Genomic DNA, 15,745 nt, shown 5'->3' on the forward strand with positions numbered 1-15,745 from the left:
GCGTTCAGTAGAAGCGGCTCATGAACTCCAGCCGCTGGCGCTCGGCGAGCTGCGCCTGTTCCAGCAGGTTGCGGCGGCGCACGCTGTCCACCTCCTGCTGGATGGCCTCGCGCTTCAGCCGGTCGGTGCTTTCCGCCTCCCCGCGCTCCGCGGCGCTGTCCTTGACGACGCCGAGCAGGATCGCCTCGCCGGAGCCGTCGGCCGCGCTGACCCCGTTGGAGCCGAGCGTGGCGCGGGCGCGCGCCACGGTCCGGCGCAGGGCGTCCACGCGCCGCCGCTCGTCGGACTGGGCGGCGGCGGACATCTGGGCCAGCCGCGTGCGGGCGTCGCCTTCCTTGTCGGCCAGCGTGACGGCCTGCCCCGCGCGGAGCTGCTGGGCGGCCAAATTCTGGCTCTGCGCCAGCCAGTCCATCTCGCGGGTGCGCTGCCGCTCCGCCTCGGCGCGGGCCTGCTCGTCCTTCTGGCGCTGAAGCTCCTGGTCCTGGCGGCGCAGCTCGTCCTCGCGCTGCCATTGCAGGCGCTGCTGCTCCGCCTGATAGGCGTAGCGGCGCTCGTCGGCGGCCTGCTGCCGGCGCGCGCTGTCCGAGGTGCCGGAGACGCGGTCCACCGTGTCGGCGACGGAGTTCGCCAGCGGCAGCGCCGCGGTGGCCAGGGTCGTGATTCCGCCCATCAGTCGTTCACCCTCAGTTCCATGGTTACGGACAAAAGCGTGAAGGGCAGCGGCGCGTCCTGCCGGATGCTCCACAGCGGCCGGTCGCTGTCGCGCCGCCAGCCCAGCGCCCGCAGCTTGCGGTCGCCGGAGACCGGCACAGGAACGCCGCCCGCCGGCTGCGGCCCCGTCCGGTGCAGCGGCAATTCCTGAAGCCCGCGCCCCAGGTCGGCGTGGAGCGCCGCCGTCTCCTCCAGCCGGAAGCCGACGGAGACCAGCCGCACCGCGTCCGTCCCGCCCGCCTGCCCCAGCAGGCTGACCGGCAGCGGCTCGATGCGGTGGCTGTAGGGCAGCCCGGCCTCGACGTGGCGGGCCGGCGGGTCGAGCACGATCTTTCCGGCGGCGACGGTGGCGTCGGCGCGCACCGTCCCGTCGGCGACCACCGCGACGGTCCGCCCCTCCAGATGGTCCAGCCCGCTCCACACCGCCGTCGGGGCGTCATGGTCGCCGACCAGGGCGGCGTCGAGGTTCAGGCCGTCGTCGAAGCGCTCCACGCTCCACCGCCCGGCGCGGTCGACCAGCGCGTAGACCTCGTCGCCGACCACCGCGACGGAGCGCACCGCCCCGTCCGTCTCCAGCCGGGTCCAGGCGGTCACCTGCTCCAGCCGGTAGACGGTCAGGGCGCACAGCGCCCCGTCCTCCATCACCACGAACATCAGGCGGCGGCCCTGGTCGTAATCCTGGTCGCGCGGCCTCACCACCAGATGGCGGGCGAGCAGCGCCAGATCGTTGGCCTGATAGGCCGCCTCGGTGTCGGTGTAGAGGAATTCGCGGATCTCCCGCCCGTTGCGCGACACGAACAGGGTGGCCCCGTCCACGTCGCGCGGCGGGACGGATCGGTCGACGGGGGAGCCGATGCGCGTCTGCCGGTGGACCTGGATGTTCTGCGGCGTCAGCGGGTCGCCCGACACCATGTATTCCGCGCCGGAGGTGAAGACCTGGAGATGCCGCCCGGAGAAGACGGCGCGCACCGCGTTGACCTGATCGGACAGGATGCCGAATTCGATGGCCTCGTCGTCCTGGCCGGTGCCCAGGTCGAAGTTCCACAGGTCGGCGGAGCGCGACAGCCAGAGCCGGTTGGGCAGGTCGCGCGACCCGCCGATGACCAGCCGGTCCTGATGGAAGGCCGCCGACACCGGCCAGCCGCGCAGCGGCGAGAAGGACTGCTCGTCCCAGGCCGTCGTGGCGGCGGTGCCGGCCAGCGTCTCCAGCACCGTCGCGGTGACCTGGGTCGCCGACACCACCCCCTCGACGCGGAGCTGTTTGCCCTGGATGCGCAGGCGCGTGCCCTCCTGCTTCGGGTCGAAGACGGCGGCGGAGGCGGTCACCGTCACCAGCCCCGCCGTTCCGGACGGGGTCAGCGTCACGGCGGGATCGGCGAAACGGTAGAAGGGCATCGCCACCCGCTCCCCGTCGGCGACGTAGCTCCAGCCGGTCAGCGCCCAGGCGTCGGCGCCGCTGCGCGTCAGCTTGCGCGGCGGCACGTCGGGGTGACAGACCAGCAGCGTGTCGGCGCTCTGCGTCCAGGTGATCTGGGGCAGCTGGGCCGCGGTCCAGGGGGCCGCGACGGTGGCGATGGGCGTGTCGTTGCCGTAGACGTCGATCCGCCCCTCGGAGAAGACCAGCAGGTAGGTCTGCTCCGTGTTGAACTCGAAGGCGACCAGCCGTCCGTCGCCGTGGGCCGGATCGACGAAGGCGAGGCCGGAGCGGCGCGTCACCCCGCCCGTCGGGTGGATGAACAGGTTGCGCAGCGCCAGCGCCCCGTTGTCGTAGGCGCGCAGGTCGCCGCGCCCGAGCAGGCGGCGGGAGATCTCCCCCGCCGTGAAGTTGGTCTTCACCTGACGAATCCGCGCCATCAGCCCCTCGCGTCGATCAGGGTGAAATCCTCGAAGCCCGGCTGGCTGTCCTGCAGGGCGTCGATCTGGCGGGCGCGGCGGAACTCGCTCTCGGCCAGCCGCTGCAGCAGCTCCGCCCGGCTCGTGCTCTCGGTCAGCGGGATGCAGAACTCCGCGGCCAGCCGGGCGATCAGCGCCTGATCGAAGAAGGCCGGGAAGTCCTCTTCCGCCGGTCGCCCGACATAGGTCAGCACCACCGCGTCGGACGCCGCGTGCAGCGCCCGCCCGGCGATGCGGTAGTCGAGCCCGCGGCCCCGTCCACCCGCCCCGGCGCCGAGCGCCCGCAGGAAATCGGCGGGAAGCTGGAAGGCCACGCCGTAGTCGGCGACCGGGTCGTCGGCCAGCCGGGCCAACCGGGCCTGCCGGGTGGCGAAGCTCCAGGCGTTGGCGGAGAGCAGCGCGTCGCGCGCCGGCTCAAAGAGCGCCGCCGCGACCTCCGCCTCGGCGGTGCCCTCGTCGAAGGCGGTGATCGCCGTCGCCCCGATCTTGATGAGCGCGCGGCTGCACAGCCCGATAGCGGTCAATGCCATGGGATCGATCCTTCCGGTCAGGGCGTCGGTCAGAGGCGGGGAAGCCCCGCCGGGGCTTCCCCACGACCCCCGTCAGTCCGTGTTGGACGCGCCGAAGGGCGACAGGTTGGTGACGTCCACCACCCCCGCCGCGTTGGCGGCGACCACGAAGACGCCGGCGGCGGGCGTCCCGGCGGTGCCGGTGTTGGCCAGGATCATGTCGCCGCTGCGCAGCAGGTCGGACGCGCCGTTGAAATAGCCGCTGTTGTCCACCAGCGTGGCGGCGTCCGGCGTCGTGTAGTGCCACAGCGTGAAGCCGTTGGCGTAGGCAAGGACGCTCAGGTCCTTCGGAAGATAGGCCATGGGAGGAAACTCCAGGTCGGTCGTCGGCAGGGGGGCGTCAGGCGCCCGGGGTCAGGCTTCTGGGAGTCAGGCTTCCAGGCAGCGCATGGTGACGACGCCCGCCGCGTCGATCAGGCCGGCGCCCTGCGACATCATGTTGTTGACGAAGTGCGCGGCGCGGTCGCCGTGCCAGGAGATGTCCGTCTTCACGTCGGCGCCGGAGGCGTGGCCGATGGCCGTCTTGTGGTACCAGTGGCACAGCCGGACGCCGCCCTCCGCCTTCAGGCCGGAATGCGGCATCCACAGCGTGCCCAGCCAGCGCTTGGCCTGGGTGCCGCGCCAGGGCAGCTCGTCGGCGCCGACATATTCGGTGCTGGCGAACTCGTCGATGCCCAGAAGCTGGCTCCACTGCTTCCAGCCGACGACGGCGTAGCGCTGGCCGTCGTCCGGCACATCGGACTCGCCCAGCTTCTCGAAGGCCGTCAGCACCTTCGCCTTGGTCAGCCCGTCGCTGGAGCCGCCCGCGAAGTTGGTGGACCGGTTCAGCTCGCCGAGGATGAGTTCGTCGGTCTTGCGGCCCAGCGCGTAGGCGCCGGCGCTGGCGATGATCTGCCGCTCGTCGATGTTGGTCTTCAGCTCGTCCAGCCGGTCGACCCAGTCGCCGGCGTAGAAGTCGTAGAGGGTGCATTCGACCGGCGTGTGGTCCAGGTTCATCACCGGAACCGCGCCGTGGCGCGCCTTGGTGGAGGCGGTGCCCTTGCCGACCTTCTGGAAGACGGTGGAGGCGCCCTGGACGTTGTTCTTGGTGCGCACCGTGTTGCGCAGCTTGGAGCCCATGCGCTGGTAGGCGTCGTGCACTTCGCGTTCGAACTGCTTGACGAAAGCCTGGGCGACCGAGGTGGACATCGGATTGTTTTCCTTTCGCGTTCTGCGGGGTCCCGTCCGGCGGGAAGCATTCCGCCACCCGGTTGTCGGGCGCGCCCGATCCCGGAACAGGACGCGGGGACGCGCGCCCGGCCGCGGGCGAAGCGCGAAAAAGAAAGGGGCCGACCGGGCCTTTCGGTTGTCCGGTCAGCCCCTTTCAGGACAGGCGTGGAGGGAGGTTCGCAACGCCGCGGCCCGCCGCGTGAGGGGACGCACGACGGGCGTTGGCAAGACCGTTTCTAGGACACGCGCCCTTTCATGTCAAGAATATTTTCCTTCATCGAGCCGGCATCCCTTGGCGCGGTACTCCCTTGGGGCATGGAATATCCCCCGGAACCGCGCTGTTGAATGGTTGGCCTCAACGGCCCGAAAAACACGGCATAAAAAAGGAATACGCTTCATGAAGACGATCATCACCGCCTGCGGCGTCGCGGCGCTTCTGCTCGCCACGCCGGCCCTGGCCGAAAGCATGTCCGGAACCACCGCCAAGGAGGTCCCGAACAACAAGGCGACCGGACAGGTCGCGGCCACCCACGGCTCGCTCGACCCGGCGGTCGGTAAGATGACCGCGGCCCAGCTGAAGGGAAAGGACATCTACGGCAGCGACGGCAAGGACATCGCCGAGATCGAGGGCATCGTCCGCAAGGGGGGCCAGACCTTCGCGGTGATCGACGTCGATCACGTCGCCGACATCAGCGACAAGGACGTCGTCCTGCCGCTGGAGCGGCTGCACATGAAGGGCAAGCGCCTGACCGTCGACATGACGGAGAACGAGCTCAAGGGCCTGGAGGCCTGGCAGAAGGACAAGTACGAGGACGTCAAGGGCGCGCTGCGCTGACGTCCGGGGCGGACCGGGGGCGGCTCATGCCCCCGGACGCTCACATCATTAGGCCGATCCTCACGCCGTCCGGCGCAGGCGCACGGCCAGCAGGTCGGCGGCCTGCCCGGCGGGTACCGGCCGCCCGGTCAGCCAGCCCTGGACCAGGGTGCAGTTGTGGTGGCGCAGGAAATTGGCCTGTTCCTGCTTCTCGACCCCCTCCGCCACCACGTCCAGCCCCAGCATGTCGGCCATGGCGATGATGGTGGAGACGATGCCGTTGTCCTCCCGCTCGCTCGGCACGCCGTTCACGAAGGAGCGGTCGATCTTCAGCGTCGTCACCGGCAGCCGCTTCAGGTAGCTCAGCGAGGAATGGCCGGTGCCGAAGTCGTCCACCGCCACCCGGATGCCCATGGCCTTCAGCGCCGCCAGCACGGACAGGGCGTGGTCCATGTCCTGCATCACGGCGCCCTCGGTGATCTCCAGCTCGACCAGATCGGGCGACAGGCGGTGGCGGTCGATGATGCGGCGGAAATCCTCGGCGGAGCGCTGGCGCAGATGGCGCGGGGAGATGTTGACGGCCACCGGCACCGGTTCCAGCCCGCGGTCGATCCATTCCCGCAACTGGCGGCAGGCCTCGTCCAGCACCCAGTCGCCGAGCGGCACGATGAAGCCGGTGTCCTCGGCGACCGGAATGAACTCGCCGGGGGAGATCATGCCGAAGCCCGGCTTGTCCCAGCGCAGCAGCGCCTCGAACCCCTCCAGCGACTGGTCGATCAGCGACACCTTGGGCTGGTAGTGGAGCTGGAACTCCCCGCGCGCCAGCGCCGCCCGCAGGTCGCGGTCCAGCGCGAGATGGCGGTGCGCCTGGTCGGCCAGCTCCTTGCGGAAGAAGGCGTGGCGCTTGCCGCCGGCCCGCTTGGCCGCGTAGAGCGCCGTGTCGGCGGAGCGGATCAGCTCCTGCGCGCTGTCGGCGTGGTCGGGGAACAGGGCGATGCCGATCGACGGGCGGACGTAATGCTCCGTCCCCATCAGCAGCACCGGCTCGTCGAAGGCGGCCAGGATGCGCTGGGCGGCGACCTCCGCCTCCTTCGCCTCGCCCACCTCGTCGAGGATCACCGCGAAATCGTCGGTGCCGATGCGCCCCACCGTGTCGCTGGCCCGCACCGTGACGACGATCCGCGAGGCGACCTCCTGAAGCAGCAGGTCCCCGGCGTGATGGCCCAGCGTGTCGGTGATCAGCTTGAAGCGCGACAGGTCCAGGCACAGCACCGCGAAGCGGCGGCCATGGCGGCGCGCCCGCTCGATCGAGGTGTCGAGCAGCGATTCGATCAGGGCCCGGTTCGGCAAGCCGGTCAGCCGGTCGCGGGTGGCGAGGCGCAGCAGCTCCCGCTCGTGGCGCAGCCGCTCCGTCATGTCGGCCAGCGCGCAGACGTAGCTGCGCCGTCCCTGCACGTCCAGGCAGGACAGGGAGAGCGAGGCGTCAATCCGCCCGTCCCCCCGCTCGATCACCAGCTCCTCGGCGCGCTCCGTGCGGCCGCCGGCGCCCATCACCGCATCGTCCCCGCCCGGCGTCTCCAGGCCGAGCAGCCGGGCGACCCGCTCGCGGTCCTCCTCGGCGAACAGGTCGGCGAAGCGATGGCCGTCGAGCCGCTCCGCGGGCACGCCGAACAGCGCGACGGCGGCGGGGTTGTGCTCCTGGACCAGACCGTCCTCGCCGACCAGCACGATGGCTTCGCCGATGTTGTTCATGATGCCGAACAACCGCTCGTCGCGCACGATCAGCGCCTCGGCGGCCTGCCGGAAATAGTCCATGGCGCGGGCCATGGCGCCGAACTCGTCCTTGCGGTCGCGGCCGGGGATGTCGATGCCGGTCTGCCCTTCGGTCAGCCGTTCCATCCGCTCCGACAGCGCCTCGATGGGACCCAGCACATGCTGCGACAGGAACACCGACAGCGGCCAGCTCAGCACCAGCAGAACGGTGATGAACAGGACGAAGGCCAGGGCCTCCATGGCGAATTCGCGGTCGAGGTCGTCGGTCCCGCTGGCCGCCGCGATGGCCCAGCCCCAGGGCTCGAAGGTCAGGCTGGCGCGGACCGAATGCCCCTCGCCCATCCAGCCCTCGGGCACGCGCCCGTCGGTGAAGACGCTGACATGGAACGGGTCGCGCCCCAGAGCCCGCAGCGCCAGCCGCGCCTGCCCCTGGCCCTCGTCCCGCGGCAGGGCGCCCGCCTCGATGGCCGCGTTGATCTCGCCAAGCATGGCGTGCGCCGAGCCGACCAAAGCGTGCGTCAGCCGTTCCCGCTCCGAGATCAAACCGCTGCGCAGCAGGTAAAGCGCCGGTATTGCCGCCATGAGGCAGCCGATCAGGCCAATCCAGGTCAGCCAACGGATCTTGCGGCGCAGCGTCATCACGGTTCCGGCGGCGGTCGTCGCACCCGGCCGCTGCCTCCGGCCGGTTGTCATTCTGCGCGAAAGCGTCGCTTTTTTATTTCAAACACGCAACGGTCAAGTTGCCCGCCCCGGCCCTCCCGCACCACTTTCAATCCGGCTGCGACATTTCGCCCATCCGGCGCGGCGTGACTTCGCAGGCCCTCCCGAGAGGCCATCCGCGAAACCACGCCGCGCCGCCGGTCCGCCGCCTCAGGCGGTCGGGTAAAGGCGCCGGAACCCGTCGGTCACCCGCGACACCACCGCCGGGTCGCGGTCGCGCCAATAGCGGGGGTCGCGCATCAGCGCCTGAAGCTCCGCCTCTCCGCCGGCGGACGGCGCGCCGGCCGGCATGGACAGGGCGGCGGGCTCGCCGCCGGTCATCATCCGGTGAAGCGCCATCACCCCTTCATAGGTGGTCGACAGGCCCTCGACCGCCGCGGGCGGCAGATTCTTCACCGCCCAGGCGTGGAGCTGCCGCGACACCTCCCGCCAGCGCTCGGCCCCGCCGAACTGGGCGGACAGCCGTTCGACCTCGCGTTCCGCCTGGAACTCGGCGGCCAGCTCCTGGATCAGCGGGACCAGCCGCTCGGCGGCGAGGTCGTAGACGAGCTGCGCCTGCTCCGGCGTGAAGCCGGCGCCGTGCAGACGACCGTTGATCGCCGGGTCCGGCTCGAACAGCCCGTGGTCGCAGGCGATGCAGTAGCCCTCCGGCCCGTCCGGCACGCCCGGCGCCGCCAGCAGGCCGGGCCGCTCGCCACCACCAGAAGCTGGGGCGGACAGCTTGCGCTCCAGCTCCAGATAGGACTTCAGCAGCGCCTCCACGCGCACCGCGCCGGTTTCCGGGTCGCGGAACTTCTCGGGCACCGCGGGCGGGGCGCCGGGAACGGACGCGGTCAGCAGATTGTCGGCCATGGATAGCTCCTTATCGATGAAAGTCTTCAGACGCCCTGCCCACGGGCGGTCAGGGCGAGGATGAGGGCGACCAGACGGCGCTGGCCCTCCAGGTCGCGCAGCGCGGCGTCGGAGGCATCGGGGCCGAGCGTGCGGCCCAACGTCATCGCCTTCAGCGTGGCCAGCACCCGTACGCCGTCCGGCCCGGCGAAGCAGCGGGCGAAGCTGGGCGCCGGATCGCCGGCCGGAACGGCCTCGGCGGGCGTGGCGCCATCCAGCCAGTCCCACCCTCCGTTGTTCCAATCCGCCGGATCAGCCATGGGGCGCCTCCGCCCGCACCAGCTTGGCGGGGACGCCGAAGGCCTCGCCCAGCCAGCGCGCGGTCGCCGCGACGTCCACCGCGGACAGCGCCTCCGGGCCGAGCTGGCGCGCGGTGTCCAGCCAGCGCAGCGTCGCCTGGACGTCGCGCTGCGCCTGGGCCTGGGCCAGCGGGGAACGGTGCTGCAGCGCCACCGTGCGCCCATCGACCGCGATGTCCGGGATCTCGCCGCGGCGGCGCAGGATGCCGACGGCGCGCAGCACCAGCGGGGTCAGCAGCTCCGCCTGGAGCCGCCCGTAAGTCGCGCCGAGCAGCCGGGCCATCTCGGCGGACCGTTCGACCACCTCGGTCGCGGTCATGCGCGGCTGGTCCAGCGGCCCCAGCCGGTCGGCGAGCAGCGCGTGGCGGATGCGCGCCCGCAGGTCGTCCAGCACGAGCTGCGACACGTCGAACCGGCCGGGGTTGGCGAGCGGCGTCAGCCCGGCGGAGCCCACCGCCTTGGGGATGATCGTCCCCGGCACCAGCCGGATGGTCGCGGGATTCAGCACCCCGTCGTCGTCGGCCTGCCAGATGCCGGTGACGGCGACCGAGGCGTTCTTCAGAACCAGCTCGACCACCTTGTTGGCGGTCTTGATGTCGGGCAGCGCCTTCATGACCGGCGACCGGCCATAGGTTTCCCCCGGTGCCTTCAGCCAGCGGAAATTGATGAAGGGGGACTGCGCGAAGCGCCCCTCGGCCAGCGTGGCGGGATCGGCCAGCCCGCTGTCCAGGACCACCGTCCAGCGATAGGCCAGCCCGTCCGGCAGCACCGCCTCGACCAGCGGAAAGCGGCTGTCCGGCTCCGCGGCGCCGCGTTCCCGCACCGCGTCCGGGAGGGCCGCGCCGGGGAAGCGGCGCTCGATCTGGGCCAGGGTCGCCTCGCTGCGCCGGAAGGTGCCGTCCAGCCGCCCGTCAGCCCCCTCCTCCAGCACCGCCTCGGCCAGCGGCACTGCGGTGAAGCGCAGGCTGGACGCGGCGCCGGGCGGGGCCTCCTCCATCAGCAGGCAGGCCGTGCCCACCGTCACGAGGTCGAGGAAGGCCTGATGGATCTCCACGGCGAAGTTGGAACGGTCGACATGCGCCTGCACGATGCCGGCGGCGCGGTCGAGCATCGGGGCCACGCGGTCGCGCTCGCCGTCCGGCAGCGACGGGCCGGGCTGCAGCCCGAACCAGCGCGACCAGGGCGGGGTCAGCTCGGCCAGCAGGCTGGCGGCGAGCTGTTCCACCGCGTCCGGCGCGGTGCCGTCGAACAGCCGGTCCACCCGCCGCTCGCCGGGGGTGCCGCCGCCGCGGAAGGGCTGCCCGTTGGGCAGGGCGTGGTCATAGCATTCCTGCCAATGGCTCTCCCAGACCGACCGGCGCTCCCGCGCCGCCCGGTAGCGCTCCAGCAGACGCTCCGGCCCGTTCGGCGGAGCGTCGGGGGCAGTGCCCTTGCGGTGCCCTTGCTTGGTGTCGCTCACGGCCTCACTCCCCCAACAGGCGCTTGCGCAGCGGCACCAGCGCGCCGGCGTCCAGCGCGCCCCGCCAGGAGGTCTGGACCGTCCCCGCCCGTCCCCGGTTGCGCCGCTGGATCATCGCCTCGGCGGCCTTGGCCGGGTCCTTCTCCTCCTCCGTGGCCGGAGCCGGGGTGGCCGGATCGACGGCGGGCGGCGCCACGGGGGCCGGGACCTTGACCACCGGGTTGGCCACCGGGGCGGCGGGTTCCGGAATCGGTTCCGGGGCCGTGTTCCACCAGGGCGTCGTGACGGGAGCCGGCGCCGGAACCTCCACGGGCGCCGGTGCCGGTGCGGGCTCGGGCGCGGGTGCTGGGGTGGGTTGAGGCGCAGGTTGAGGGATGGGCGCGGGTTCCGGGGCGGGCGCCGGCGGCGCCGTCGGCCGGGGCGCCTTGAACAGGTTCGCCATGGTTGGGAATTCCTTGTTCGTGGTGAGACAGGGCGACAGGAAGCGGGGACGGACCGGCGGCGCGGATCAGGACCCGGCGGCGGAGCGCGCCAGCCGCCGGTAAAGCTGCCAGGGCGTCAGGACGCCGGGCGCGTGCAACCCCAGCAGGCGCTTGACCGCCTCGACGCAGGTGAAGGGCGCCCAGGGGGCCGGGCGGGTCAGGCCGCGCCGCACCGGCGCCGGGGTCACCGCCATGCCCATCCCGTGGTACCAGCCCGGCAGATCGAAGGCCGCCGGCAGGTCGAGGACCGACACGTCGGTGAAGGGCGAGAGCGGATCGACGATCACCCAATGGCGCCCGTCGTGCAGCAGCGCGAAGCAATGGCGGAATCCCGGTTTCAGCAGGCGCAGCCACCACAGCTCCGCCTCGCCCCGGAAGACCACCCAGACGCGCGGTGCGTCCGCTGCGGCCCGGCAGGGCTGAGGCATCGGCATGCTCACTGGACGATGCCCTTCTCGCGCAGCACCGGGCGGAGCCGGTCGAACGCCTCCCGCCACAGCGTGTGGGCGCGCTGTTCACGGTAGCGCGCCGGGTCCGGCGCCATCAGGCGGCGCCCGTAGTGAACCAGCACATGCAGATGGTCGCGGATCAGCAGGCGGCGGCGGTACAGCCGGTCCACCGCGCACAGCACGTCGCCGGGCTCGCACGGGCGCTGGACGAGCCCCCGCCCGGCGGCGATGCGCGCGCCGGCGGCCTTGGCGTCCTGCGCCTGGACCGACCAGAACCACGCCTCCTCCGCGCTGCCGAACGGTTCCCCGACAGCGTCGGACAGGACCATGGACGTGTTGCGGTGATGGACCATGCGTGGGGTCTCCCTCGGAATTGCAGCTCTTGCGTTCGCGGGCGCAGCTTCGCTCTCGGGCGGAGCGCCGGATGGGCCGCGGCACGCGCGGCTGGCGAACAGATGTTCACGTTATGTACTGATTAAAATCCTTCGTCAAGGAAAATATGAATAGGTTCCTAGGGACGGGCCGGCCCGTTTATGTGATTATCCTCCCATGCTCAAACATGCGGACATTTGGCGGGCGATCGACCGCCTCGCGGCCCAACACGGGCTGTCGGCCTCCGGGCTCGCGCGGCGGGCGGGGCTGGACCCGACGACCTTCAACAAGAGCAAGCGGACCACCGGCGACGGCAAGCTCCGCTGGCCCTCGACGGAGAGCGTGTCCAAGGTTCTGGAGGCGACCGGAGCGTCGCTGTCGGAGTTCGTCAGCCTCGTCGGCGATGCCGCGGGCGCCGGCTCGCTCCAGCGGGTGCCGGTCATCGGCTACGCCCAGGCCGGCAACGCCGGCTTCTTCGACGACGCCGGCTTCCCCTCGGGCGTTGGCTGGGACGAGCTTCTGTTCCCCAGCATCGGCGACCCGCACGCCTACGCGCTGGAGATCGCCGGGGACAGCATGGACCCCGTCTACCGCGACGGCGACACCATCATCGTCTCGCCCGCCGCGCAGATCCGGCGCAACGACCGCGTCGTCGTCCGCACCAAGGGCGGCGAGGTGATGGCGAAGCAGCTCCTGCGCGAAACCGCCACGAAGATCGAGCTGATCTCCATCAACCGCGCCCATCCGGACCGCAGCATCCCGCGCGCCGAGGTCGCCTGGATGGCCCGCATCGTCTGGGCAAGCCAGTAAGCGGCAGCCCTGCGGCACACGGTCCTAGGATAATTTTCCTTTACATTGGCGACTTGAGGGCTTAGCGTCCGGTCATGACCGGAATCGCCGGAACGCTCCCGCGTTCATCCCTTCTCGAAGATTTGGTCCTTCTCGAAGATTTGGCCCTTCTCGAAGACTTGGCCCCTCTCGAAGCTTTGGAACGCCGTCACGATGACGCGCCGCCCCGCGACGCCTTGCGGGCTGCGGTTCTGCAGGGGGCGGAGCGCTACGCCATCCTGGCCCAGGCCGCAGCGCTTCGCCTGCATGCCCGAATGGCCGAGGAGGCGCGTCGGGGCTCCGCGCACCGTCGCCGCGCCCTGCCCGCCGACCGGACGGCCAGCGATGTCTGGCTGGCCCGCCTCGCCGCCGCGCTGACCCATCACCGCAACGCCGCCAGCGCGCTGGTCCGCGCGGACGGGTGAACCGGCGCGGTCCTCAGACCGCCGGAGGGGTGGCGGCCCCGTCCGTATCCGAGGACGCACCTTCGACGGCGGCGGGCGCGGCCCGCGCCTTCCTGACGCGCGGTTTGCGGACCGGCCGTGCGGGGGACGGGGCGTCCACCGGTTCGGCCACGCCCTCCACGCCCGAAGACTGGGTGGGGGTGGGCGTCGGCGCCTCCGCCGTCGCCGCGACCTTGTCCCGGTCCGCGCCCCTTTTCAGCACCTTGCTCTTGGAGAATCCGGACTCGCGCAGGGCCGTCTTCAACTCCTCCCACGCCAGCCGGATTTCCGTGGCGAAGGCCCGCGCATCGTCGTCGCGGTGGGTGCGGAAATACTCCGCCGCCTCCCGCATCTGGGCCGGCAGGGTTTCCGCCCCGGCGCGCACCGCCTCGTTGCGCAGGCGGTTGTGGCGGCCGTCGAGATAGGTGAGGACCTCCGGCAGCTCCTCCGGCGTGCAGCTTCTCTGAAGCTTGTCGGTGATCACGGGCGCGGCCTTGTCGATCTTCCCGACCAGCTCCGACCGCCCGCGCTTCAGGTCCGGATCATAGACGGTGCGGATCACCTGGATCACGCGGCGCCGTTCGCGGAATTGCATGAATGCCTCCCAGCCGCTTCCCTCGGCGGACCCGATCCGCCGTTTCGTGGGCATCATGCCGCGGAGAGCGCCGCCCATCAAGCCGGTTTCCGGGCCGCATACCGCCCGGAAACCGGCATTCTGAAGCGACCGGCGCCGCTCAGCGGAAGGCGAATTCCCAATAGAGCGCCCGCGCCCGCGCCGCCAGGGGGCCGGGTTGCAGGGCGCGCTCCTCGACGCGGGTGACCGGCACCACCTTCGCGTAGTTGCCGGTCGAGAACACCTCGTCCGCCTCCAGAACGTCGCGGGCGCTCAGGGTGGCCTCCTCCACCGTCACCCCGTCGTCGCGCAGCAGGGCGATCACGCGCTGGCGGGTGATGCCGTTGAGGAAGGTGCCGTTGTGCACCGGCGTGCGCACCACCCCGTCCTTGGCGATGAACAGGTTGGCCGTGGCGAATTCCGCCACGCTGCCGATGGGGTCGAGCATGATGGCGTTGTCGAAGCCGCGCTGCCGGGCCTCCTTCAGGGCCAGCCCGGCGTTGGGGTAGAGGCAGGCGGCCTTGGCCTCGGTCGGCGCCATGTCCGGCATCGGGCGGCGGCGGCTGGACAGGCAGGCGGTGAAGCCGGCGGCGCTGGGCAGCGGCGCCTCGTAGACCGACAGGACGAAGCGCGTGCTTTCCGCGTCGGGGGCGACGAAGCCCTCCTCCGCGTAGAACATGGGCCGGATGTACAGCTCGGCCTCCTTGGGGAAGCGGCGGATGCCGTCCCAGCACAGCTCCTCGATCTCCCCGGCGGTCAGCATGGGGGCGAGGCCCATCACCTGGGCGGAGCGCACGACGCGGGCGCAGTGGCGGTCGAGGTCGGGGGCCACGCCCTGGAAGGCGCGGGCGCCGTCGAAGACGACCGAAGACAGCCAGAGCGCGTGAGTCATCGGGCCGACGATGGCGGGGTTGCCCGCGATCCATTCGCCCTGGATGTAGCTCAACGCCTGACCGGCCGTGCTGCCCATGATCTTCTCCCTTTGTGGCTTCGGGTTGGTTCTATCCGGATGGTTCGCTCCCTCGAAAAGCATACCCCCTCATCGCCGCCGGTCAACCTGCGCAGACGGGCCGGCCGGACGGTTGATGCAGGACACCCTCACCACACCGGGAGCGACCGACCCATGGGCTGGACCTATTCGAGCGCCTTTCCGCAGCCGCTGCGCGCGGCCCCGCCCTTCCCGCCGCCGGGCCAGGACGTTCCCACCCCGGGGCCCCTGACCGACAACCCGGACCTGCCGACCCCCGGCCCGCAGGAGGACATGCCCTCCCCCCTGCCCAACGACGACCTGCCGCCCTCCCGGCCCACCGATCCGGACTTCGCGTAGGCCGACGCGCCGCCGAAAGGCCAAAGCAAACGGGGCGCCCCCTTGCGGAGGCGCCCCGTTTTTCATCGGTGAACCGCAGCGGACGGATCAGCGGCGCTGAACCATCAGCTTCTTGATCTCGGCGATGGCCTTGGCCGGGTTGAGGCCCTTCGGGCACGCCTTGGTGCAGTTCATGATGGTGTGGCAGCGGTAGAGGCGGAACGGGTCCTCGAGGTTGTCGAGGCGCTCGCCCGTCATCTCGTCGCGGCTGTCCACGATCCAGCGGTAGGCCTGGAGCAGGATCGACGGGCCGAGGTAGCGGTCGCCGTTCCACCAGTAGCTGGGGCAGGAGGTCGAGCAGCAGAAGCACAGGATGCACTCGTAGAGGCCGTCCAGCTTGGCGCGGTCCTCCGGCGACTGCAGGCGCTCGCGGCTCGGGGCCGGCGACTGCGACTGCAGCCACGGCTTGATCGAGGCGAGCTGGGCGTAGATGTGCTTCAGGTCGGGGACGAGATCCTTCACCACCGGCATGTGCGGCAGCGGATAGATCTTGACGTCGCCCTTCACCTCCTCGATGGCCTTCAGGCAGGCCAGCGTGTTGGTGCCGTCGATGTTCATCGCGCAGGACCCGCAGATGCCCTCGCGGCAGCTCCGTCGGAAGGTCAGGGTCGAGTCGATGTTGTTCTTGATGTAGATGATCGCGTCCAGGATCATCGGGCCGAACTTGTCGAGGTCGACGACATAGGTGTCGACCCGCGGGTTCTGCCCGTCATCCGGCGACCAGCGGTAGATCTTGAAGGTCTTCGCCCGCTTGGCGCCGCTGGCGGCGTTGATGGTCTTGCCGACGCCGACCTTCGAATTGGCGGGCAGGTTGAATTCGACCATGGTTCGTATCCTTGCCTTGCTCTTGCCGC

General features: G+C 71.1%; 19 protein-coding genes. 4 read left to right on the plus strand and 15 right to left on the minus strand.

The window, feature by feature from the left end:
* Positions 1-4 precede the first annotated feature (4 nt).
* The 5 genes from TSH58p_RS09335 to TSH58p_RS09355 form a co-directional block, all read right to left on the minus strand.
* Entirely contained in the window at positions 5-670 is a 666-nt protein-coding gene (locus tag TSH58p_RS09335) for a hypothetical protein (RefSeq protein ID WP_109071802.1), read from the minus strand.
* Entirely contained in the window at positions 670-2,565 is a 1,896-nt protein-coding gene (locus tag TSH58p_RS09340; protein WP_109469204.1) for a hypothetical protein, read from the minus strand. Before TSH58p_RS09340 ends, TSH58p_RS09335 begins: the two co-directional genes overlap by 1 nt.
* The gene (locus TSH58p_RS09345) at positions 2,565-3,134 is read right to left on the minus strand and encodes a hypothetical protein (protein ID WP_109072281.1); all 570 of its coding nucleotides are present in this window, start codon (positions 3,132-3,134) and stop codon (positions 2,565-2,567) included. The genes TSH58p_RS09340 and TSH58p_RS09345 overlap by 1 nt, the downstream gene beginning before the upstream one ends.
* A 72-nt stretch (positions 3,135-3,206) precedes the next feature.
* Positions 3,207-3,476 (minus strand): hypothetical protein, encoded by a 270-nt coding sequence (locus tag TSH58p_RS09350; RefSeq protein ID WP_035675734.1) that lies wholly within the window; start codon positions 3,474-3,476, stop codon positions 3,207-3,209.
* A 66-nt stretch (positions 3,477-3,542) separates the two neighbouring features.
* Positions 3,543-4,361 carry a phage capsid protein gene (locus TSH58p_RS09355; RefSeq protein WP_109072280.1) on the minus strand — a complete coding sequence of 273 codons (819 nt, stop codon included), beginning with the start codon at positions 4,359-4,361 and terminating at the stop codon, positions 3,543-3,545.
* A gap of 418 nt (positions 4,362-4,779) precedes the next feature.
* Here TSH58p_RS09355 and TSH58p_RS09360 point away from each other — a divergent pair, with 418 nt between their 5' ends.
* Entirely contained in the window at positions 4,780-5,217 is a 438-nt protein-coding gene (locus TSH58p_RS09360; RefSeq protein WP_109072279.1) for a PRC-barrel domain-containing protein, read from the plus strand.
* Between the two features lie 60 nt (positions 5,218-5,277).
* Here TSH58p_RS09360 and TSH58p_RS09365 read toward each other — a convergent pair whose 3' ends face one another.
* The 7 genes from TSH58p_RS09365 to TSH58p_RS09395 form a co-directional block, all read right to left on the minus strand.
* Entirely contained in the window at positions 5,278-7,608 is a 2,331-nt protein-coding gene (locus TSH58p_RS09365) for a bifunctional diguanylate cyclase/phosphodiesterase (protein WP_247874269.1), read from the minus strand.
* Positions 7,609-7,839: 231 nt separating this feature from the next.
* Positions 7,840-8,541, minus strand: a complete 702-nt coding sequence (locus TSH58p_RS09370) for a hypothetical protein (RefSeq protein WP_109072277.1) — start codon at positions 8,539-8,541, stop codon at positions 7,840-7,842.
* A 26-nt stretch (positions 8,542-8,567) separates the two neighbouring features.
* Positions 8,568-8,840: a hypothetical protein gene (locus tag TSH58p_RS09375; protein WP_109072276.1), complete on the minus strand. Its 273-nt coding sequence runs from the start codon at positions 8,838-8,840 to the stop codon at positions 8,568-8,570.
* Positions 8,833-10,338, minus strand: a complete 1,506-nt coding sequence (locus tag TSH58p_RS09380; RefSeq protein WP_109072275.1) for a portal protein — start codon at positions 10,336-10,338, stop codon at positions 8,833-8,835. Before TSH58p_RS09380 ends, TSH58p_RS09375 begins: the two co-directional genes overlap by 8 nt.
* Before the next feature lie 4 nt (positions 10,339-10,342).
* Entirely contained in the window at positions 10,343-10,648 is a 306-nt protein-coding gene (locus tag TSH58p_RS09385; RefSeq protein ID WP_162600017.1) for a hypothetical protein, read from the minus strand.
* Between the two features lie 198 nt (positions 10,649-10,846).
* Positions 10,847-11,254: a hypothetical protein gene (locus tag TSH58p_RS09390; protein ID WP_247895524.1), complete on the minus strand. Its 408-nt coding sequence runs from the start codon at positions 11,252-11,254 to the stop codon at positions 10,847-10,849.
* A gap of 2 nt (positions 11,255-11,256) precedes the next feature.
* Positions 11,257-11,622: a hypothetical protein gene (locus tag TSH58p_RS09395; protein WP_109072273.1), complete on the minus strand. Its 366-nt coding sequence runs from the start codon at positions 11,620-11,622 to the stop codon at positions 11,257-11,259.
* A gap of 196 nt (positions 11,623-11,818) precedes the next feature.
* Here TSH58p_RS09395 and TSH58p_RS09400 point away from each other — a divergent pair, with 196 nt between their 5' ends.
* On the plus strand, positions 11,819-12,451 hold the full coding sequence (locus tag TSH58p_RS09400) for a helix-turn-helix transcriptional regulator (RefSeq protein ID WP_014241596.1): 633 nt from the start codon (positions 11,819-11,821) through the stop codon (positions 12,449-12,451).
* Positions 12,452-12,609: 158 nt separating this feature from the next.
* Complete coding sequence (locus tag TSH58p_RS09405) at positions 12,610-12,894, plus strand: hypothetical protein (protein WP_247874268.1); 285 nt, start codon at positions 12,610-12,612, stop codon at positions 12,892-12,894.
* Between the two features lie 13 nt (positions 12,895-12,907).
* Here TSH58p_RS09405 and TSH58p_RS09410 read toward each other — a convergent pair whose 3' ends face one another.
* Together TSH58p_RS09410 and TSH58p_RS09415 are read right to left on the minus strand one after the other, a co-directional pair.
* Positions 12,908-13,507 (minus strand): hypothetical protein, encoded by a 600-nt coding sequence (locus TSH58p_RS09410; RefSeq protein WP_146205958.1) that lies wholly within the window; start codon positions 13,505-13,507, stop codon positions 12,908-12,910.
* 139 nt (positions 13,508-13,646) lie between these two features.
* Complete coding sequence (locus tag TSH58p_RS09415) at positions 13,647-14,495, minus strand: branched-chain amino acid aminotransferase (protein ID WP_109072271.1); 849 nt, start codon at positions 14,493-14,495, stop codon at positions 13,647-13,649.
* A 153-nt stretch (positions 14,496-14,648) separates the two neighbouring features.
* Here TSH58p_RS09415 and TSH58p_RS09420 point away from each other — a divergent pair, with 153 nt between their 5' ends.
* On the plus strand, positions 14,649-14,852 hold the full coding sequence (locus TSH58p_RS09420; RefSeq protein WP_035675800.1) for a hypothetical protein: 204 nt from the start codon (positions 14,649-14,651) through the stop codon (positions 14,850-14,852).
* 87 nt (positions 14,853-14,939) lie between these two features.
* Here the strand turns inward: TSH58p_RS09420 and TSH58p_RS09425 are convergent, their stop codons facing one another.
* Positions 14,940-15,716 carry a succinate dehydrogenase iron-sulfur subunit gene (locus TSH58p_RS09425; RefSeq protein WP_014241601.1) on the minus strand — a complete coding sequence of 259 codons (777 nt, stop codon included), beginning with the start codon at positions 15,714-15,716 and terminating at the stop codon, positions 14,940-14,942.
* Positions 15,717-15,745 lie beyond the last annotated feature (29 nt).

This window comes from Azospirillum sp. TSH58 (genome assembly GCF_003119115.1).
In the GTDB taxonomy this organism is placed as follows: Bacteria; Pseudomonadota; Alphaproteobacteria; order Azospirillales; family Azospirillaceae; genus Azospirillum.